Source organism: Streptomyces eurythermus (assembly GCF_014649115.1).
Taxonomy (GTDB): Bacteria; Actinomycetota; Actinomycetes; order Streptomycetales; family Streptomycetaceae; genus Streptomyces; species Streptomyces eurythermus.
In genome coordinates, this window is the sequence record NZ_BMSK01000003.1 from 87,132 (window position 1) to 106,650 (window position 19,519).

Sequence of the window (19,519 nt, forward strand, 5' to 3'; positions counted from 1 at the left end):
TGCCCATTCGGCCGGGCGCATCAACGGCGCACGGAGGCGTTCGGCCACGCCGGCCCTCCGTCCACGCGCAGGCCCCGAACCCCTGCGGAACCCCCGGAGGGCTACGCGCCCTCCACCCCCGTGACCGCCTGGATGTCCGGCTGCAGCTCGTCCGCGTGCTCGCCCGTCACCAGGTACACCACCCGCTTGGCCACGGCAACGGCATGGTCGGCGTACCGCTCGTAGTAGCGGCCCAGCAGTGTGACGTCGACCGCCGTCTCGATGCCGTGCTTCCAGCGGTCGTCGATGAGGTGCTGGAAGAGGGTGCGGTGCAGCAGGTCCATCTCGTCGTCGTCCTGCTCCAGCTGGAGGGCGAGGTCGACGTCCTTGGTCACGATCACCTCGGCCGCCTTCGCCATCAGGCGCTGCGCGAGCTGGCCCATCTCCAGGATGGTGGCGTGCAGGTCCTGCGGGACCGCCCGCTGCGGGAACCGCAGCCGTGCCAGCTTCGCCACGTGCTGGGCGAGGTCGCCGGAGCGTTCCAGGTCGGCGGACATCCGCAGCGACGTGACGACTATCCGCAGGTCCGTGGCCACCGGCTGCTGCCGGGCCAGCAGGGCTATCGCCCGGGCCTCCAGGTCGTGCTGGAGCTCGTCCACCTTCTGGTCGGCCTCGATCACGCTCTCGGCCAGCTTCAGGTCCGCGTCGAGCATCGCGGTCGTGGCGCGCCCGATGGCCGACCCGACCAGCCGGGCCATCTCCACCAGTCCGTCGCCGATCGAGTCCAGTTCCTCGTGGTACGCGTCCCGCATTGTGGGTTCCCTCTCGTGCGTGGTCGTCCGGGGATCTCGGGGGCCGTCACATCACACGTGCGCCCCCTGGCGAAACCGGCGGTACGTGCCCCACGTTCCACGCTGTGCCCCGTACGCGTCCTTTTCCGCCACCCCAAATGAACCGATGCTGGCTCCAAGGTGAACTCTGGGCGACGAGTGTTCGAGGTCGCACCCGGACGGCTGTGGGCATGTCGTACCCCATGCCTAACCTGGAGCCATGGACGTGAACGCGGCGGTCGCCGCAGCGGCAGCGATCGCCGGGGTGCTCACCGGTGTCATCGCCATGCTGGCGTTCCGCTGGAGCGAACGCGACCAGAAGCGACCGACCAGGACTTCTTTGCATACCGATCCCGTACTCCCGCCCGGCGTGGACACCGTGCTGTCGGTGCTGCGCTCCTCCGCCGTGGTCCTCGACGAGGCCGACGCCGTCGTCAAGGCCAGCTCCGCCGCGTACGCCCTCGGGCTGGTGCGCGGCGGCACGCTCTCGGTGGAGCCCATGCTCCAGATGGCCCGGGACACCCGCAGGGACGGGGAGATACGCCAGGTCGAACTGGATCTCCCCCGGCGCGGCACCGGACGCGGCGAGGCCCTCGCGGTCTCCGCGCGCGTGGCCCCGCTCGGCTCCCGCCTGGTCCTGCTGCTGGTCGAGGACCTGACGGAGGCCCGCAGGATCGAGGCGGTACGACGCGACTTCGTGGCGAACGTCAGCCATGAGCTGAAGACGCCCGTCGGTGCGCTCTCCCTCCTCTCCGAGGCCGTCATGGACGCCTCCGACGACCCCGAGGCCGTACAGCGCTTCGCCGGCCGGATGCAGATCGAGGCGACCCGCCTGACCAACCTGGTCCAGGAGCTGATCGACCTCTCCCGGGTGCAGAACGACGACCCGCTGGAGGACGCCGAGCCCGTCCGCGTGGACGAGCTGGTCGCCGAGGCCATCGACCGCTGCCGCCACCAGGCGGGCACCAAGCAGATCACGATGGCTTCGAACGTGTGGTCGCCCGAGGGGACCGATCAGGGCGGGCGACGCGACGACGGCATCGCCGATCTGCACGTGTGGGGCAACCGCGGACAGCTGGCCGCCGCCCTCGGCAACCTGGTCGAGAACGCCGTCAACTACTCCCCGGCCCGCACCCGCGTCGGCATAGCCGCCCGCAGGGTCTCCGCGCCCGGCGGCGACATGATCGAGCTGGCCGTCACCGACCAGGGCATCGGCATCTCCGAGAAGGACAAGGAGCGCATCTTCGAGCGCTTCTACCGGGTCGACCCGGCCCGCTCCCGCGCCACCGGCGGCACCGGTCTCGGTCTCGCGATCGTCAAGCACGTGGTCGCCTCGCACGGCGGGGAGGTCACGGTCTGGAGCGCCGAGGGCCAGGGCTCCACCTTCACCCTCAGGCTGCCGGAGGCGGGCGCGGCCCGCGACCGCGCACAGCAGCACCCCGGCCTCGACGACGAGGCCGGCCCCATCGACTCATCCCCGTACGCTTCGCTTCCCGCTCCGGAGGTCCTTCCGTGACCCGTGTGCTCGTCGTCGAGGACGAGGAGTCCTTCTCCGACGCCCTGTCGTACATGCTCCGCAAGGAGGGCTTCGAGGTCGCCGTCGCGGCGACCGGTCCCGACGGTCTGGACGAGTTCGAGCGCAACGGCGCCGATCTGGTCCTCCTCGACCTGATGCTGCCGGGCCTGCCCGGCACCGAGGTCTGCCGCCAGCTGCGCGGCCGCTCCAACGTCCCCGTGATCATGGTGACCGCGAAGGACAGCGAGATCGACAAGGTCGTCGGTCTCGAAATAGGAGCCGACGACTACGTCACCAAGCCGTTCTCCTCCCGGGAGCTGGTCGCCCGCATCCGCGCGGTGCTGCGCCGGCGCGGTGAGCCGGAGGAGGTCGCCCCGGCCGCCCTGGAGGCGGGCCCGGTCCGCATGGACGTCGACCGCCACGTGGTCACCGTCGCCGGTTCCAAGGTCGACCTCCCGCTGAAGGAGTTCGACCTGCTGGAGATGCTGCTGCGCAACGCGGGCCGGGTGCTCACCCGCATGCAGCTCATCGACCGCGTCTGGGGCGCCGACTACGTGGGCGACACCAAGACGCTGGACGTCCACGTCAAGCGCCTGCGCGCCAAGATCGAGCCGGACCCGGGCGCGCCGCGCTACCTGGTGACGGTGCGCGGGCTGGGCTACAAGTTCGAGCCGTAGGCCGCGACGGGTACGCGGCTATGCCGAAGGGCGGCACCCGGGATACGGGGTGCCGCCCTTCGGCGTCACGTCGGCTCGGCGGTGGCCTTGCGGCGGCCGTCGGCTCGGCGTGTGTCTACGACGGTCAGTGACCGGCGGCCGACTGCGAGGCCGAGTCGCTCGGGGTGACGGCCTCACCGGAGGCGCTGCCCGACGGGGTCGGCTCGCCGCTCTTCACCGGCTCGCCGCCCTTCTCGGGCTTGCCGCTCACCGACGGGTTCGCGCCCGGCGCGCCGGACTTGGACGCCGAGGCCGGCGCCGACGCCTTGCCGGACGGGACCTCGGACGGACCCCACTTGTCGAAGTAGCTGGTGGCCGGGACCACGAAGGCGCTCAGGCTCACCTTGCCGGTCTTGCTGAAGGTGAAGGTGACCTTCTGGGCGTCGCCGTCCTTGACGGCCTCGCGGCCGCTGGGCAGCGTCGCGGTGGCGTTGCCCTTGCCGCCCAGGACCAGCGAGCCGCCCGCGGGGACGGTCACGTTCTTGCCCTTGGCCGGCTTCAGGTCGGCGGACGTGCCGCTGCCCTCGAGGGTCACGGACTCCAGGGTCTCGGCGGTGTCGCCCGAGTTGAAGAAGGTCGCGGAGATCACCGCGGGACCCGTCGACTTCAGGTCGGGCTGGGTGATGACCAAGGCGTTCTGGATCTTGATGGCGCCGACGCTGGTCGCCGCGTTGTCCGGCTTGATCTCCAGGGTCTGTGAGTCATTGCCGGCGCCGCAGGCGGCGAGCGAGGCGATCGAGAATGCGATGGCGGAGGCGGCGAGGGCGCCGCGTCGAAGGCTGCTGCTCACGGCGGCGGCAACTCCTTGAACGCGCGGGCGGCTCCCCTTATAAAGCCGCCCTAAGTGTCTGTCAGCGGCCTTAGGCTACCGAGCCGTTCCCGGGCCACCGCACCCGACCCTCCCCCAAGCACCGTCCATCCCTCCAGGTGGGGGTACCCCGGCGGGCACAAGTGACCTGCCGGTCACATTGGGAAGGCGCTCGTCTGCCATTCGTATAACGCGACGGTGCGCGCCTCTCGGCGACCGTCGCGAAATTTCCGTGATGGAATGCGCCGCGCCCCCGAAATTGATCACGGCGCGCCCGTCCGGGGACCGGTGATCAATTTCGGATTCGTCTCACATCCACCTGTGGGCACCGAACGGAGTAGCGGAAGTCGCACTCCCGAGGGCGGACAAACCGGGATGTTCTGCCACTTGGAGTGGCCTCCCGGGGCGTGTAACGTACGCGTTTCACCTCGCCCGGAGAGCCCCTCCGACCTGCGAATACCCGCTTCCGTGAGGCCCTCGCAGCACGTCCCGGTTGCTGTTGTCAAGCCCTGAGATATGCCCTGACCTGCGAAAACGCCATTCAGAAGACGCCGTATCCGTGTTACCCTGGATAGCCACGGAAGGGGTACCTGTCACATGACGTTCAAGGTTGGCGACACCGTGGTCTATCCCCATCACGGGGCCGCGCTGATCGAGGCTATCGAAACTCGCCAGATCAAAGGCGTGGACAAGACCTACTTGGTGCTGAAGGTCGCCCAGGGTGACCTGACGGTACGTGTGCCAGCGGACAATGCGGAGTTCGTCGGCGTGCGTGATGTGGTCGGTCAGGACGGACTGGACCGGGTCTTCGAGGTGCTGCGCGCGCCGTATGCCGAGGAGCCCACGAACTGGTCCCGTCGCTACAAGGCAAACCTGGAGAAGCTCGCCTCCGGCGATGTCATCAAGGTCGCGGAGGTCGTGCGCGACCTGTGGCGTCGCGAGCGGGAGCGCGGACTGTCCGCCGGTGAGAAGCGCATGCTCGCCAAGGCCCGCCAGATCCTGGTGAGCGAGCTGGCGCTCGCGGAGAACACGAACGAGGACAAGGCCGAGGCCCTGCTCGACGAGGTGCTCGCCTCCTGACGCGCAGAGGCAGCGAACCATCGCTTCCGGCACGCCCAGCACAGCAGTGAAATGCCGCGGTGCCCGTTGACACTGACCCTGTCGCCGGGCGCTGCGGCATGTTCGTCCCTGCGGGGCGCACCCCGGGAAGCCTGTGGTTCGACCCCCCGATACTCGGCGTGCCGGGCCCGGGCGGAAGGCTCGACCAGGGTCACGGAAAGGGTCCGGTCAAGGCGTCGCGCCCGGCACTCCTGAAGGCCATACCCACGTAGGTCGAGCACACAAACCTGACAGGAACCGATGTCTGACGAATCGCGCCCCACGCCCGCGCAGACCCCCGTCGCCGCCGTGATTCCCGCCGCCGGCCGGGGCGTGCGCCTCGGTCCGGGCGCCCCCAAGGCGCTCCGCGCGCTGAGCGGCACGCCCATGCTCATCCACGCGGTCCGCGCCCTCGCCGCGTCCCGCCATGTCTCCCTGGTGATCGTGGTGGCCCCGCCGGACGGCGCCGCCGAGGTCAAGTCCCTGCTCGACGCGCACGCGCTGCCCGAGAGGACGGACTTCCTGGTCGTCCCCGGCGGCGAGTCCCGGCAGGAGTCGGTCCGGCTCGGCCTTGACGCCCTGCCGCCGCAGTACGGCGTCGTCCTGGTCCACGACGCGGCCCGCCCGCTGGTCCCGGTCGAGACGGTCGACGCGGTCGTGGAGGCCGTACGCGACGGCGCCCCCGCCGTGGTGCCCGCGCTGCCGCTGGCCGACACGGTCAAGGAGGTCGAGCCCGCCGCCGCGGCCGGCGACCCGGAGCCGGTCGTCGCCACCCCCGAGCGGGCCCGGCTGCGCGCCGTCCAGACCCCGCAGGGCTTCGACCGGGCGGCCCTGGTCCGCGCCCACGAGACCGTCACCGAGAACGTCACCGACGACGCGAGCATGGTCGAGCAGCTGGGCCTCACGGTCGTGGCCGTCCCCGGCCACGAGGAGGCCTTCAAGGTCACCCGCCCGCTGGACCTGGTCCTCGCCGAGGCGGTACTGGCCCGCAGGAGGCTCACCGATGGCTTCTGAGGCACCGCCGCTTCCCCAGGTCGGCATCGGCACCGACATCCACGCCTTCGAGGAGGGCCGCGAGCTGTGGTGCGCGGGCCTGAAGTGGGAGGGCGAGGGACCCGGACTGGCCGGCCACTCCGACGCCGACGTGGTCGCCCACGCGGCCTGCAACGCGCTGTTCTCCGCCGCCGGGCTCGGTGACCTCGGGCAGCACTTCGGCACCGGCCGCCCCGAGTGGTCCGGCGCCTCCGGCGTCACCCTGCTCACCGAGGCCGCCCGGATCGTGCGCGCGGCCGGCTTCGCCGTCGGCAACATCGCCGTACAGGTGATCGGCCCCCGCCCGAAGATCGGCAAGCGCCGCGACGAGGCCCAGAAGATCCTCTCCGAGGCGGCCGGCGCCCCCGTGTCGGTGTCCGGCGCCACCACCGACGGCCTGGGCTTCCCCGGCCGGGACGAGGGACTGATGGCGGTGGCGACGGCCCTGGTGGTGCGGGTGCGCTGACGGCGTGCCAGGGTACCCTCACGATCACCAGTCATCCCTGGACTCGGAGGGTACCCATGTCCGCCGCACTGTCCGACCGGCTCAAGTCCGTCCTCGACGACAAGGTGTTCATCGTCGTCGGCACCCTCCAGCCCGACGGCAGCCCCCAGCTGTCCCCGGTCTGGGTGAAGCGCGACGGTGACGACCTCCTCTTCTCCACCACGGTCGACCGCCGCAAGTACCTGAACATCGAGCGCGACCCCCGGGTGACCGTCGTCGTCCTGAACCCCGGGTCCCCGTACGAGTACGCCGAGATCCGCGGCACCGCCGAGATGACGACCGAGGGCGGCGCGGAGCTCATCGACGAACTCAGCCGCAAGTACACCGGCAAGGATTACGCCGACTTCAACCCGGCGTCGAAGGACGACGCCCAGCGGGTCGTCGTACGGATCACGCCGCGCAAGGTCGTCGGATCGCTCTGAGAGGGAGTTCCGCCGGGTAAGGCGCATGGCATCGCCATGCGCCCACTACTCTGGAGTGGTGACTATTCGCCTGTACGACACCAGCGCCCGGCAGATCCGTGACTTCACCCCGCTCAAGCCGGGCTGTGTCTCGATCTACCTGTGTGGCGCCACCGTGCAGGCGGCCCCGCACATCGGCCACATCCGCTCGGGCCTGAACTTCGACATCATGCGCCGCTGGTTCGCCTACCGCGGCTACGAGGTGACGTTCATCCGCAACGTCACCGACATCGACGACAAGATCATCACCAAGAGCCACGAGCAGAACCGGCCCTGGTGGTCGATCGGCTACGAGAACGAGCGGGCGTTCAACGAGGGCTACACCGCCCTCGGCTGCCTCCCGCCGACCTACGAGCCCCGCGCCACCGGTCACATCACCGAGATGACCGAGATGATGCGGGGCCTCATCGACCGCGGGCACGCCTACGCGGCCGACGGCAACGTCTACTTCGACGTCCGCTCCTTCCCCCAGTACCTGGAGCTGTCCCGGCAGGAGCTGGACAACCTGCTCCAGCCGTCCGGCGAGGGGGAGACCGGCAAGCGGGACCCGCGCGACTTCGCCCTGTGGAAGGCGGTCAAGCCCGGCGAGCCGAGCTGGCCGACCCCGTGGGGACCCGGTCGTCCCGGCTGGCACCTGGAATGTTCGGCGATGGCCCACAAGTACCTGGGCAGCGCCTTCGACATCCACGGCGGCGGTCTCGACCTGATCTTCCCGCACCACGAGAACGAGATCGCCCAGGCCAAGGCCTACGGCGACGAGTTCGCCCGGTACTGGGTGCACAACGCCTGGGTCACCATGGCCGGCGACAAGATGTCCAAGTCGCTCGGCAACAGCGTCCTGGTCAGCGAGATGGTCAAGCAGTGGCGCCCGATCGTGCTGCGCTACTACCTGGGCACCCCGCACTACCGCTCGATGATCGAGTACAGCGAGGAGTCCCTGCGCGAGGCCGAGTCCGCGTTCGCGCGGATCGAGGGCTTCGTCCAGCGGGTCACCGAGCTGGCCGGCAAGACCGTCGAGCCGGCCGCCGAGGTCCCGCCCGCCTTCGCCGAGGCGATGGACGACGACCTGGGCGTCCCGCAGGCCCTCGCCGTCGTGCACACCACCGTCCGGCAGGGCAACAGCGCCCTCGCCGCCGACGACAAGGACGCCGCCGTCGCCCGGCTCGCCGAGGTGCGGGCCATGCTCGGCGTCCTCGGGCTCGACCCGCTCGACGCCCACTGGGCCGGCGAGAGCGGCGACCGGGGCGAGGACCTCCAGGGCGTGGTCGACAGCCTCGTCCGCCTGGTCCTCGACCAGCGCGAGTCGGCCCGCGCCCGCAAGGACTGGGCCACCGCCGACGCCATCCGCGACCAGCTCAAGGAGTCCGGGCTGGTCATCGAGGACAGCCCCCAGGGCCCGCGCTGGAGCCTCGGCGCGCGCTGACCCGCGACTGATCGACTGTGCCGCCCGGCCCTCCGGGCGGCACACTGCATAAGACGTACGTACGACGCCTCACGGAGACAGGTAACTCATGGCCGCGAACAACCGCCGCATGTCCGGCAAGAAGGGCGCGCAGGTCGGCAGCGGCGGCAAGCGGCGCCGGGGCCTGGAAGGGAAGGGCCCGACCCCGCCCGCCGAGATGCGCAAGGGACACGCCAAGCAGCGCGCCGCCGCCGCCAAGGCCCGCCGCGCGCAGGTCCGGGCGCCGCAGCGCCGGGGTGCCGGCCGGTCGACCTCCGAACTGGTCGTCGGCCGCAACCCGGTGGTGGAGGCGCTCCGCGGGGGCGTCCCCGCCTCCACGCTCTACGTCCAGCAGTTCATCGACAACGACGAGCGCGTCCGCGAGGCCCTCCAGCTCGCCGCCGAGCGCGGCGGCATCAACCTGATGGAGGCCCCGCGTCCCGAGCTGGACCGCATGACCAACGGCCTCAACCACCAGGGCCTGGTCCTCCAGGTCCCGCCGTACGAGTACGCGCACCCCGAGGACCTCCTCGACGCCGCCGCCGAGGAGGGCGAGGACCCGCTGGTCGTCGCCCTGGACGGGGTCACCGACCCGCGCAACCTCGGCGCCGTCGTCCGCTCGGTCTCCGCCTTCGGCGGCCACGGCGTGATCGTCCCCGAGCGCCGCTCGGCCGGCATGACCGCGGGCGCCTGGAAGACCTCCGCCGGTACGGCGGCCCGGACGCCGGTCGCCCGTGCCACCAACCTCACCCGGATGCTGGAGGCCTACAAGAAGGCCGGCCTCACGGTGGTCGGCCTGGCGGCGGACGGCGAAGTCGAACTCGGCGACCTGGAGGCCCTCGCGGGCCCGGTGGCCATCGTGGTCGGCAGCGAGGGCAAGGGCCTGTCCCGCCTGGTCGGCGAGACCTGCGACTACCGCGTGCGCATCCCGATGCCGGGCGGCGCGGAGTCGCTCAACGCGGGCGTGGCGGCCGGGATCGTGCTCTACGAGGCCGCGCGCAGGCGGAGCTGACCGACGGCCCCGGACGGGCTGAACACCCGTCCAGGGCCTCACCCTTGCGGGGTGATTCGGGTGGCCGTACGGCGGTGGGCACGGCTTTGACGGGGTCCGGACACATCCGGGCGGTCAAAGCAGTGTCCTAACACCACGTCACTCGGTTAGATGAGTGTGGACACCAGAACACCCCGCACACCCACGGGGGACCGCTCGTCGGGTTTCGACGACGCTCCCGCGCTGAGCATGGTGAAGGTGCCGAGCGATCCGGCGCAGGTCATCGTCAATCACGCCAGCTTCCGCGTGCAGTTGGGCGCGTCGGCGAAGGGCACCCAGTCCCCCCGGATCACCCGGCATCTGCACGCCACCGGCCAGGAGACCGCCCGCAAGCCGGTCCTGGGCACGGCGGGCCGGGCGGCCGACGCCGCCGGCCGCCGCCGCCCCGTCGTCTGGAGCGGCCGGTCGGCCCCCGACGACACCGGCGCCCACCGGCTCCTCCAGGCCGTGCGGGGCAGCAGCGTCCGCCACGCCGACGAGCCCGAGGCCGGCGCCACCCAGGTCATCCCGCGCGTCCAGACCGGCTACGCCGACACCCGCACCGGACTCGACCAGACCGTCGAGACCCCCGTCGTGGGCCACCAGCGCACCGCTCCCGACGCCGCCGGCGCCACCCGGCTGCTGCCGCACATGCGCACGGTCACCGGCGCCTACGACCCCCCGGACGACCCCGAGGCCGACACCGGGCCGTACGAGACGTACCCGGCGGACCCCGGTCACGACGAGGACACCGACGACCCGCGGCCCTCCCGCCGCCAGGGCGACGACCCGTCCCGGCACGCCTACTACCCCGGCCGCCGGATGAACCTGGGCGTGGTCCTGCTCCCGCTGCGGATCTTCCTGGGCTTCATCTCCATCTACGCCGGCATGGGCAAGCTGTGCGACCCCGTCTACTTCGACGGCGGCGAGCGCGGCTCCATGGTGAAGTGGCTCAACACCCTGCACCCGTGGGACGTGGCCGAGCCGCTGCGCCAGTTCGCCCTCCAGCACCCGGTCGGCTCCGGCCTGGTGATCGCCTTCCTCCAGGTCGTCGTCGGCGTCCTGACCATCCTGGGCTGCTGGCAGCGCGTGGCCGCGGTCGTCGGCGCGCTGCTCTCGGCCTCGCTGATCGTCACCGTCAGCTGGAAGACGGTCCCGGCCTACGACGCCCCGGACATCATCTACCTGGCCGCCTGGTCCCCGCTGATCATCGCCGGCGCCCCCGTGTACTCCGTGGACGGCCGGCTCGCGGGCAGCGCCTGGCGGCGGCTCGGCCCGCGCTCCGACATCTGGGAGCTGCGCCGCTACGTGCTGCGCCGGGGCGCGCTGATCACGGCGGTCACCGTCGGCCTGACCCTGCTGATCGGCTCCCTGCTGGGCGGCGCGGTCCGGGACTCCGGGCGCGTGGTCGTCCCCGGCCCCGGCGAGGCCCCCCGCAACCACCTGCCCGGCTCCCCGCTGCCGCAGGAGCCCGGCAAGCGGCCCAAGAAGACCGCGTCGCCCTCGGCCGCGCCGACGGAGGGCGCCACGGCCGGCACGAGCCCGTCCGGAGCGGCGACCCCGTCCGGCACCAGCCGTGCCACCGCCGGTGCCACCACCGCGGCCCCGACCCAGACCACGGGCACCACGGGCCAGGTCCCGCCCCGCCGGTCCGCGCCGACGGGCGGCGCCCCCAGCACCACGGCGGGCCCGACCAGCACGGGCGGTACGACCGGCACCGGCGGCACGACGTCGACCGGCGGCGGCACCACCGGCAGCACGTCGGACGGCGGCGGCAGCACGGCCACCGGCCAGCCGGGCCTGGTGGGCGGCCTGCTGGGCTGACGGAAACGCCGAAGGGGCCCTGTACCGGGGAGGTACAGGGCCCCTTCGCCGTACGGGTCCAGCGGTTCGGCGTACGGCCTGCCGGCTGGTGCCGCCGGCGGTCTACCGGCTCAGTGCCGCCAGCTCCTTGGCCGCCTCGGTCAGGTCCTTGGCCGTGTCGATGGCCCGCCAGTACGCCCCCTGCGGGATGGGGAACCCGGCCAGCTTGTGCTCCCGGGCCAGGCGGGGGAACGTCGTGCGCTCATGGTCCCCGCGCTCCGGCAGCAGCGTGGCGAACTCCGGGGAGAACACGTACACGCCCGCGTTGATCTCGAACGTGGACGGCGGTGCCTCGATGAAGTCGGTGATGTGCCCGAACCCGTCGGTCTGCACCGCGCCCCAGGGGATGCGCGGCCGGGCCAGCGCGAGGGTGGCGACGGCGTCCCGCTCGGTGTGGAAGTCGGCCATGTCCCGCAGCGAGAACCGGGTCCAGATGTCACCGTTGGTGGCGTACCAGGGCCGGTCGGGGTGGGGCAGATGCGCGGCGGCGTAGCGCAGGCCGCCGCCGCGGCCGAGGGGCTCGCTCTCCACGACGGTGGTGACGGAGACGGGCAGGTCGGCCGAGTCCAGCCACTTCTGCAGGACGTCGGCGAGGTGGCCGCACGAGACGACCACGTCCGTGACACCCTCCTCGGCGAGCCAGGTGAGCTGGTGGCCGATGATCGGCGTGCCCGTGCCGGGGATCTCGACCATCGGCTTGGGCCGGTCGTCGGTGTACGGACGCAGCCGCGAGCCCTGGCCACCGGCCAGGACCACGGCTTGAGTGGGGCGCGACGCGGCGCTCGGATGGGTCATGACCGCACTGTACGTGGCGCCCCGGCGCGGTGTGGCGGCGGCAGCGGCCCGCGCGGGGCCGCTGCCGGCCGGCCGGGTCGGTCGGGTACGCCTGGGGGTGCGCGGGTGTACGCGCGGTGGTGCGGGTCAGCTGTGTGCTGCCAGGACGCCTGTGGCGAAGGACGTGTCGCACACGGGGCGGGCGTAGGACTGGGCGCGGGAGGCGCCGTAGATGCGCACCGCGGCCGTACCGAGGGCGCGGGCGATGGAGGAGCAGTGCCGGGCGAGCGAGGGGCGTCCGTTGACGGCCCGCTGGAGGTGGGTGAGGACCGCGCCGGGGTCCTTGTGCTGGAGTTCGCCCATGAGCTGCTCGCGGAGCACCTCCTCGGGCGCGCGGGCGGCCGTCCGGGCGGGGATCGCCGCCGTCGTCACGTCGGAGGCGGCCAGGACCGAGTCGGCGGGGCTGCCCGTCCAGTTGACCCGGGTGACCGCGAGGGTCCCGGAGAGCACCATGAAGACGGGCAGGACGAGGGCGAGAGTACGGCCGATCCGGCGGGCAGGGCCGCCCCGGTGGCCGCGTCGCGTCTGTGGGGTGGTGGAGTGCTTCACGCGTGTGAGGGTAGCGCCCGGTAATGACAAGGAGACACTGCGTCACTCCTTTGGGGGATGGGAAGGCGGGGATTTCCGGGTAGCGGGTTGACGAACCACCCGTCGGAGACCGCCATCGCACGGGAAGGGCCCCCGCACGCCGAGCGCGCGGGGGCCCTTCCCGGGGCTGTGGACCGTCAGTCGGACAGCCGCTCGCCGGTGGAGGTGGAGAACACGTGGGTCTCGCCCGGACGCGGCACGACGTGCAGCGTGGCGCCCTTCTCCGGCACGGCGCGGCTGTTGACGCGGACCACGAGGTCCCTGGGCTCGCCGCCGACCTCGACGGTGCCGTAGACGTAGCCGTCGGCGCCGGTCTCCTCCACGACGTTGACCGACACGGCGAGGCCGGCCGGGGCGTCGGCGGAGTCCTTCGACAGGGACGCGGCGGCGCCGCCGTTCAGCTCGACCACGTCGAAGTGCTCGGGACGGACGCCGACGGTGACCGTGCGGTCGCCCTTGTCGGCGGCGGCCTTCAGGGCCTCCCGGTTGACCGGGACGACGCTGTTGCCGAACTTCACGCCGCCGTCGGTGATCGGGACCTCGACCAGGTTCATGGCGGGGGAGCCGATGAAGCCGGCGACGAAGAGGTTCGCGGGCCTGTCGTACATGTTCCGCGGCGAGTCGACCTGCTGGAGCAGACCGTCCTTGAGGACCGCCACCCGGTCGCCCATCGTCATGGCCTCGACCTGGTCGTGGGTGACGTAGACGGTGGTGATGCCGAGCCGGCGCTGGAGCGAGGCGATCTGCGTACGGGTGGAGACGCGGAGCTTGGCGTCCAGGTTGGACAGCGGCTCGTCCATGAGGAAGACCTGGGGCTCGCGCACGATCGCGCGGCCCATGGCGACACGCTGGCGCTGACCGCCGGAGAGCGCCTTCGGCTTGCGGTCCAGGTACTGGGACAGGTCGAGGATCTTCGCGGCCTCCTCGACCTTCTGCCGGATCTCCGCCTTCGGCACGCCGGCGATCTTGAGCGCGAAGCCCATGTTGTCGGCGACCGTCATGTGCGGGTAGAGGGCGTAGTTCTGGAACACCATGGCGATGTCCCGGTCCTTGGGCGGCAGGTGCGTGACGTCGCGGTCACCGATGCGGATGGCGCCGCCGTTGACGTCCTCCAGGCCCGCGAGCATCCGCAGGGAGGTGGACTTGCCGCAACCGGACGGGCCGACCAGGACAAGGAACTCGCCGTCCTCGATCGCGATGTCGAGTGCGTCGACGGCGGGCTTGTCGGAACCCGGGTAGATCCGGGTCGCCTTGTCGAACGTGACTGTGGCCATGGTGAATGGGCCCCCTTCTACCGGCAGGAACGTGCCGGACGATCCGTTGTAGGAAGGTGGTTGGTGTAGTCCACCGGGGTGAACTGGACCGAGACGCTACCTGGCGATCACCGGCCCTGTCAGTACCCCGGCCCCGGTGAACTTCGCGGAAATTTTCGACAGGCCCACCCCCAGACCTGGGTACACTGCACGAGCACCCAGGTGCGCGCCTCCTTAGCTCAGCTGGTCAGAGCGCCGCTCTTGTAAAGCGAAGGTCGTCGGTTCGAATCCGACAGGGGGCTCCGGCAAGCCCGGGTGGGATCCGCTCCCACCTGGGCCTTTTCATGCCAGGAGGCGGGCGATCTCCAGCTGGCGGGGGTCGATGGGGCGGCCGTCCTCCACGTCCCACAGGGCGTTCTGCAGCAGCCGGCCGTAGGTCCAGGCGCGGGCCCGGGCCCGGTCCAGGCCGAGGACGTCGGTCATCGCGTCGAAGCGCCAGCGGACCTCGGTCGCCTCGTACCGGTTGTCCAGGGCGGGCCACAGCTCGAAGCCGGGGTCGCCGGCCAGCGGCTTGGGGTCGATGGCGAGCCAGTCGGCGCGCTCGGCGGCCAGCACGTTCTCGTCGTGCAGGTCCCAGTGCAGCAGCCGGTCGCCGGGCTCGTCGGCGACCTCGCGGACGGCGGCGGCGCAGTCGGCGACGATCCGGCGGGCCTCGGGGTCGGGGATGCGGTCCAGGGCCCGGGGGGTCCGCTCCAGCATGCGCGCGGTGATGTCGCCGAGGCGGCGCAGGCCGGGCGGGGCAGGGAAGGACGTCAGGTGGGCCAGCAGCCGGGCGATGACCAGGACCGCCTCGCGGGTGTCGGCGAGGTGGGCCAGCATCCGGGTCTCGTCCAGGCGCTCCAGGAGCATGGTGCCGGTGGCCGGGTCGTGGTCGAGGAGCCGTACGGCCCCGTCGCCGTCCCAGGCGCGCAGCGCGACCGGCTCGCCCTCGCTCTCCTCGTCGAGCAGCTGGAGCTTGAGGACCGCGCGGACGCCGTCGGCGCGGACCACCGGCAGCACCAGGGCGCTGACGCCGTTCATCGAGGGCCCGTCGAGGCGGAGCCCCCAGCGGTCCATGAACTGGGCCGCGAGGTCCGGCAGCGCGGCGATGAACGCCTTGCCCGCCGCCCCGTTGTACATCTCCTGCGCTTCGGCCAGTTCCCCGGGGATGTCGATCACGACCCGGACGATACCGGCGTGCGTCAATCGGTTCATGCGAATTAACCGGGGCCTGCGCGGGGTGTGGGCGTACCTCCGCGGCGCTCCCGGCACCCATGTGTGGCTGGCGGTGCTCTTCGCCACGACCGTCGCGCTGCACTCCATGCCGCCCGAGTTCGAGGAGAACTTCCTGCGGCACCGGTCGACGAACCTGCACGAGCTGTCGCGCGACCCCGTGCGGGTGCTGGTGGCGAGCGCGATGTGGATCGAGAGCGGGCACTGGCTGCCGTACGCCTTCCTGTACACGGTGTTCCACGCGCCGGCCGAGCGCTGGCTGGGCACGGCCCGCTGGCTGGCGGTGTGCGCGCTGGCCCATGTGCCGGCGTCGCTGGCGAGCGAGGCCCTGCTGCTGGCGGCGATCCGCACGGGCCGCGCCCCGCTCACCGCCGTCGACACCCTGGACATCGGGGTCAGTTACGCGCTGGCCGGGGTGATCGCGGTGCTCGGCTACCGGATCGCGGTGCCCTGGCGGTACGGGTATCTGGCGGCGGTGCTCGCCGTGTTCGCGCTGCCGCTGGCCGCCGGCCCGACCGTCACGGACGTCGGCCACCTCCTCGCGGCGCTGTCCGGTCTGGCCTGCTTTCCGCTGGTCAGGGGGCGGGGAAAAGCATGGAATCCGAAGGAGACACCGGCCGGGCTCAGGGGTTAACGTCCCGGCCATGAACAGCTCGGCAAGCAGTGCCGTCAACGGCGGCGTCTCGTTCTGGTACGCGGACGACGGGCTCCCGGCGGTGCGCGAGCCGCTGACTGGGGACGCGTCCGCGGACGTCGTCATCGTCGGCGGCGGGTACACCGGTCTGTGGACGGCGTACTACCTGAAGAAGGCGGCGCCGTTCCTGCGGATCACCGTGCTGGAGCAGAAGTTCTGCGGTTACGGGGCCTCCGGCCGCAACGGCGGCTGGCTGTACAACGGCATCGCGGGCCGGGACCGGTACGCCCGGCTGCACGGCCACGAGGCCGCCGTACGGCTGCAGAAGGCGATGAACGACACGGTCGCCGAGGTGGTCGCGGTCGCCCGCGCGGAGGGCATCGACGCCGACCTCCACCAGGGCGGTGTCCTGGAAGTGGCCACCACACCGGCGCAGTTGGCGCGGCTGAAGGCGTTCCACGCGCACGAGCTGGCCCACGGCGAGACGGACCGGGAGCTGTACGGTGCCCGGGAGACCGCCGAGCGGATCCGGGTCGCGGACGCGGTCGGCTCCACCTGGACCCCGCACGGCGCCCGGCTGCACCCGGTGAAGCTGGTGAAGGGGCTCGCGGCGGCCGTGGAGGCGCTCGGGGTGACCATCCACGAGTCGACGCCGGTGACGGAGATCCGCCCCAAGCACGCGGTCACCCCCTACGGCACGGTCCGCGCGCCCTATGTCCTGCGCTGCACCGAGGGCTTCACCGCCGCGCTCAAGGGCCAGCGGCGGACCTGGCTGCCGATGAACTCCTCGATGATCGCGACCGAGCCGCTGACCGAGGAGCAGTGGGCGGCGATCGGCTGGGCGGGCCGCGAGACCCTCGGCGACATGGCGCACGCCTACATGTACGCGCAGCGCACCGCCGACGGCCGGATCGCGCTCGGCGGGCGCGGGGTGCCGTACCGGTTCGGCTCGCGCACCGACAACGACGGCCGCACGCAGGAGGCGACCGTCGCGGCGCTGCGCGAGATCCTGACCCGCTTCTTCCCGTCCCTGGCGGGCGTGCGGATCGAGCACGCCTGGTCGGGGGTGCTCGGCGTGCCGCGCGACTGGTGCGCCACCGTCACGCTGGACCGCTCCACCGGGCTCGGCTGGGCGGGCGGCTACGTCGGCTCCGGCGTCGCCACCGCCAACCTGGCCGCCCGCACCCTGCGCGACCTGGTCCGGCAGGACTCCGGCCAGGGCGGGCGGACCGAGCTGACGGAGCTGCCCTGGGTCGGCCACCGGGTCCGCAAGTGGGAGCCGGAGCCCTTCCGCTGGCTGGGCGTGCAGGGCATGTACGCCACCTACCGCGCGGCCGACCGGCGCGAACGCCGCTACCCGGACACCCGGTCCTCGAGGCTGGCCCGCCTGGCGGACCGGGTGGCGGGCCGCCACTGACCGGGCCTCCGTCTCCTTGCGCGGATCCGGCGTACGGCGCCTCGCCGCCTCTGACATTCCGGCGTTTCCGCAGCTCGGGCGGATTGTCAGTGGCGGGGTGCAGCATGGGGGGCATGGTGAGGCGAGCGACGGAGGGCCGGCCCGGGGGCCGGACGGCGGTGCGGGGCGCGCGGCGGCCGGAGCTGCGGCTGCCGGCCCTGGCCCCCTGGGACGGCGGCGCACTGGAGCCGGACGGGGACTACGACGGGCTGGAGTTCCGGGAACGGGACCTGGCCGGGCAGGACGCGCGGGGCGCCCGGTTCATGGACTGCGCGCTGACGGGCTGCGTCCTGGACGAGACGGCGCTGGGCAGAGCCCGGGTGCTGGACTCGGTCCTGACCGGCCTGCGCGGGGTCGGCACCGGGCTCGCGGAGTCCACGTTCCGCGATGTCGAGCTGGTCGACGCGCGGTTGGGCGGCACCCAGATGCACGGGGCGGTGCTGGAGCGGGTCGTGGTCCGGGGCGGGAAGATCGACTTCCTGAATCTGCGCGAGGCCCGGCTGAAGGACGTCGTGTTCGAGTCCTGTGTGCTGGTCGAGCCGGACTTCGCGGGGGCGCGGCTGGAGCGGGTGGAGTTCGTCGACTGCGCCCTGAAGGGGGCCGACTTCGGCAGCGCGACGCTGGCGGACGTCGATCTGCGCGGTGCCGCGCCGCTGGAGATCGCCCGGGGCCTGGACCGCCTGTCCGGCGCGGTGATCGGCACGGGCCAGCTGCTGGACCTGGCCCCGCTGCTGGCGGCGGAGCTGGGCATACGGGTGACGGACTGAGCCACGGCGGACGTGGCGGGGCCTCAGGCGTGGGCGGGCTTGCCGTCCCCGTACAGCCAGTCCTTCCAGATGGTGCGGAAGTCCTTGCCCGGGGCCTTCCGCTCCACGTAACGGACGAAGTCGGCGGTGTCGGCGGTGCCGTGGCGGTGGGCGGCGGCCCAGCCCTGGACGATGTCGTAGAAGGTGTCGTCGCCGACGGTCTGGCGGATCTTGTGCACGACCATCGCGCCGCGCTGGTAGACGGGCGCGTCGGAGATGTGCGCGGCGCTCGTCGGCCGGGCCGGCGGGAAGGCCCAGAGGTCGTCTGGGCCGTCCTCGTAGAGGCTGGTGAAGGTCTCCTGGGCGGTGGGTCCGTCGTGGTCCTCGTCGTAGAGCCACTCCGCGTACGTCGCGAAGCCCTCGTTGAGCCACATGTCCCGCCAGGACGCGGGACCGACCGAGTCGCCGTACCACTGGTGGACGAGTTCGTGCACCAGGGTGGAGACGTCGGGCGGGCCGGGAAAGACGGGGCGGGTCTGGGTCTCCAGGGCGTAACCGGCGTCGCCGGGTCGGTCCACGATCGCGCCGGCGGAGGAGAAGGGGTACGGGCCGAAGTTGGTCTCGGCCCAGTCCAGGATCTCCGGGATCCGCGCGAGCACGCCGGCGCTCACGCGGGCCTGGCGGGGGTCGACGGCGGTGACGACCGGCAGGCCGTGGGGGCCGGTGGTGCGGGCGATGTCGAAGCGGCCGACGGCGACGGTGGCGAGGTAGCTCGACATGGGCTGGGCCGACTGCCAGCGGTAGGTCGTGCGGCCGCCCTTCGAGGTCTGGTCCGTCTGCTCGCCCACCGAGACCGCCTTGAGGCCCTGGGGGACGGTGACCGCGATGTCGTAGGTCGCCTTGTCGGAAGGGTGGTGATTGCCGGGGAACCAGGTCATGGAGCCGACGGGTTCGCCGAGCGCGAGGGCGCCGTCGGCGGTGGGCAGCCAGCCCTCCTTCGAGCCGTCGGGGTCGGTGAGGGTGCGCGGGGTGCCCGAGTAGCGGACGGTCGCGCGGAAGGTCTCGCCCTTGCTGAGGTCGGTGTGCGGGCGGACGGTGAGTTCCTGCCCGGTGCGGTTCCAGCGGGCCTTCTCGCCCTCCACGTCGACCGACTCGACGTGCAGTCCGGCGAGGTCGAGATCGAACGCGGACAGGTCCCGGGTGGCCCGGGCGGTGATGACCGCGGTGCCGGTGAGCCGGCGGTTGGCCGGGGTGTAGTCCAGGGCGAGGCTGTAGTGCCCGACGTCGTAGCCGCCGTTGCCGGCCTTCGGGAAGTACGGGTCGCCCACACCGGAGCCGCCCGGGGCGCCCCGGACACCGGCGTCGCACGCGGTGCCGGTCAGGGCGAGGACCAGCAGCGACGCGAGGGCCGGGACAAGGCGTACGGATCTGGACATGCCAGTGATCTTAGGCGGGCG

19 protein-coding genes and 1 tRNA gene are annotated in these 19,519 nt (G+C 72.2%); 13 read left to right on the top strand and 7 right to left on the bottom strand.

The genetic code is table 11. The annotated features are described in order from the left end of the window. Positions 1–101: 101 nt before the first annotated feature. The gene (gene phoU / locus IE251_RS05875; RefSeq protein ID WP_030779678.1) at positions 102–791 is read right to left on the bottom strand and encodes a phosphate signaling complex protein PhoU; all 690 of its coding nucleotides are present in this window, start codon (positions 789–791) and stop codon (positions 102–104) included. A 238-nt stretch (positions 792–1,029) separates the two neighbouring features. On the opposite strand from phoU, the gene phoR reads away from it, so the two are divergent. Together phoR and phoP are read left to right on the top strand one after the other, a co-directional pair. Further along, positions 1,030–2,325, top strand: a complete 1,296-nt coding sequence (gene phoR, locus IE251_RS05880) for a two-component system sensor histidine kinase PhoR (protein WP_189751830.1) — start codon at positions 1,030–1,032, stop codon at positions 2,323–2,325. Positions 2,326–2,330: 5 nt separating this feature from the next. Further along, positions 2,331–3,002, top strand: a complete 672-nt coding sequence (gene phoP, locus IE251_RS05885; RefSeq protein ID WP_465195177.1) for a two-component system response regulator PhoP — start codon at positions 2,331–2,333, stop codon at positions 3,000–3,002. Positions 3,003–3,126: 124 nt separating this feature from the next. On the opposite strand, the gene IE251_RS05890 is transcribed toward phoP, so the two are convergent. Next, positions 3,127–3,831, bottom strand: a complete 705-nt coding sequence (locus IE251_RS05890; protein ID WP_189751831.1) for a copper chaperone PCu(A)C domain-containing protein — start codon at positions 3,829–3,831, stop codon at positions 3,127–3,129. Positions 3,832–4,446: 615 nt separating this feature from the next. Between IE251_RS05890 and IE251_RS05895 the strand changes: the two genes are divergently transcribed. The 7 genes from IE251_RS05895 (at position 4,447) to IE251_RS05925 (ending at position 11,240) form a co-directional block, all read left to right on the top strand. Continuing rightward, on the top strand, positions 4,447–4,929 hold the full coding sequence (locus IE251_RS05895) for a CarD family transcriptional regulator (RefSeq protein ID WP_003953493.1): 483 nt from the start codon (positions 4,447–4,449) through the stop codon (positions 4,927–4,929). A gap of 279 nt (positions 4,930–5,208) precedes the next feature. Continuing rightward, positions 5,209–5,961, top strand: a complete 753-nt coding sequence (ispD, locus tag IE251_RS05900) for a 2-C-methyl-D-erythritol 4-phosphate cytidylyltransferase (protein ID WP_189751832.1) — start codon at positions 5,209–5,211, stop codon at positions 5,959–5,961. Beyond that, positions 5,951–6,445, top strand: coding sequence for a 2-C-methyl-D-erythritol 2,4-cyclodiphosphate synthase (gene ispF, locus IE251_RS05905; RefSeq protein WP_030779667.1), 495 nt, complete (start codon positions 5,951–5,953; stop codon positions 6,443–6,445). The genes ispD and ispF overlap by 11 nt, the downstream gene beginning before the upstream one ends. A gap of 56 nt (positions 6,446–6,501) precedes the next feature. Then, a complete protein-coding gene (locus IE251_RS05910) occupies positions 6,502–6,906 on the top strand; it encodes a PPOX class F420-dependent oxidoreductase (protein WP_189751833.1) in 405 nt (134 codons plus the stop codon). Positions 6,907–6,964: 58 nt separating this feature from the next. Beyond that, entirely contained in the window at positions 6,965–8,368 is a 1,404-nt protein-coding gene (gene cysS / locus IE251_RS05915; RefSeq protein ID WP_189751834.1) for a cysteine--tRNA ligase, read from the top strand. An 88-nt stretch (positions 8,369–8,456) separates the two neighbouring features. Then, on the top strand, positions 8,457–9,398 hold the full coding sequence (gene rlmB, locus IE251_RS05920; protein WP_189751835.1) for a 23S rRNA (guanosine(2251)-2'-O)-methyltransferase RlmB: 942 nt from the start codon (positions 8,457–8,459) through the stop codon (positions 9,396–9,398). A gap of 150 nt (positions 9,399–9,548) precedes the next feature. Further along, positions 9,549–11,240: a DoxX family protein gene (locus tag IE251_RS05925; RefSeq protein WP_189751836.1), complete on the top strand. Its 1,692-nt coding sequence runs from the start codon at positions 9,549–9,551 to the stop codon at positions 11,238–11,240. 102 nt (positions 11,241–11,342) lie between these two features. Here the strand turns inward: IE251_RS05925 and IE251_RS05930 are convergent, their stop codons facing one another. The 3 genes from IE251_RS05930 to msiK all read right to left on the bottom strand — a co-directional run bounded on the left by IE251_RS05930 (position 11,343) and on the right by msiK (position 13,975). Beyond that, positions 11,343–12,074, bottom strand: coding sequence for a nucleotidyltransferase family protein (locus IE251_RS05930; protein ID WP_189751837.1), 732 nt, complete (start codon positions 12,072–12,074; stop codon positions 11,343–11,345). Positions 12,075–12,200: 126 nt separating this feature from the next. Then, positions 12,201–12,662 carry a hypothetical protein gene (locus IE251_RS05935; RefSeq protein ID WP_189751838.1) on the bottom strand — a complete coding sequence of 154 codons (462 nt, stop codon included), beginning with the start codon at positions 12,660–12,662 and terminating at the stop codon, positions 12,201–12,203. 176 nt (positions 12,663–12,838) lie between these two features. After that, positions 12,839–13,975, bottom strand: a complete 1,137-nt coding sequence (gene msiK, locus IE251_RS05940; protein ID WP_189751839.1) for a diacetylchitobiose ABC transporter ATP-binding protein MsiK — start codon at positions 13,973–13,975, stop codon at positions 12,839–12,841. Between the two features lie 207 nt (positions 13,976–14,182). Here msiK and IE251_RS05945 point away from each other — a divergent pair. Continuing rightward, positions 14,183–14,256: transfer RNA gene (locus IE251_RS05945), tRNA-Thr, on the top strand. 40 nt (positions 14,257–14,296) lie between these two features. Here the strand turns inward: IE251_RS05945 and IE251_RS05950 are convergent. Further along, entirely contained in the window at positions 14,297–15,208 is a 912-nt protein-coding gene (locus IE251_RS05950) for an aminoglycoside phosphotransferase family protein (protein ID WP_189751840.1), read from the bottom strand. On the opposite strand from IE251_RS05950, the gene IE251_RS05955 reads away from it, so the two are divergent. From IE251_RS05955 to IE251_RS05965, 3 genes are all read left to right on the top strand, one after another. Further along, a complete protein-coding gene (locus tag IE251_RS05955; protein WP_189751841.1) occupies positions 15,207–15,860 on the top strand; it encodes a rhomboid-like protein in 654 nt (217 codons plus the stop codon). The two genes, IE251_RS05950 and IE251_RS05955, sit on opposite strands and share 2 nt — an antisense overlap. 10 nt (positions 15,861–15,870) lie before the next feature. Continuing rightward, positions 15,871–17,277, top strand: a complete 1,407-nt coding sequence (locus IE251_RS05960) for an NAD(P)/FAD-dependent oxidoreductase (RefSeq protein WP_189751842.1) — start codon at positions 15,871–15,873, stop codon at positions 17,275–17,277. A gap of 113 nt (positions 17,278–17,390) precedes the next feature. Further along, complete coding sequence (locus IE251_RS05965) at positions 17,391–18,083, top strand: pentapeptide repeat-containing protein (RefSeq protein WP_189751843.1); 693 nt, start codon at positions 17,391–17,393, stop codon at positions 18,081–18,083. A gap of 23 nt (positions 18,084–18,106) precedes the next feature. Here IE251_RS05965 and IE251_RS05970 read toward each other — a convergent pair whose 3' ends face one another. Continuing rightward, a complete protein-coding gene (locus tag IE251_RS05970; RefSeq protein WP_189751844.1) occupies positions 18,107–19,498 on the bottom strand; it encodes a M1 family metallopeptidase in 1,392 nt (463 codons plus the stop codon). Between the last annotated feature and the right edge of the window lie 21 nt (positions 19,499–19,519).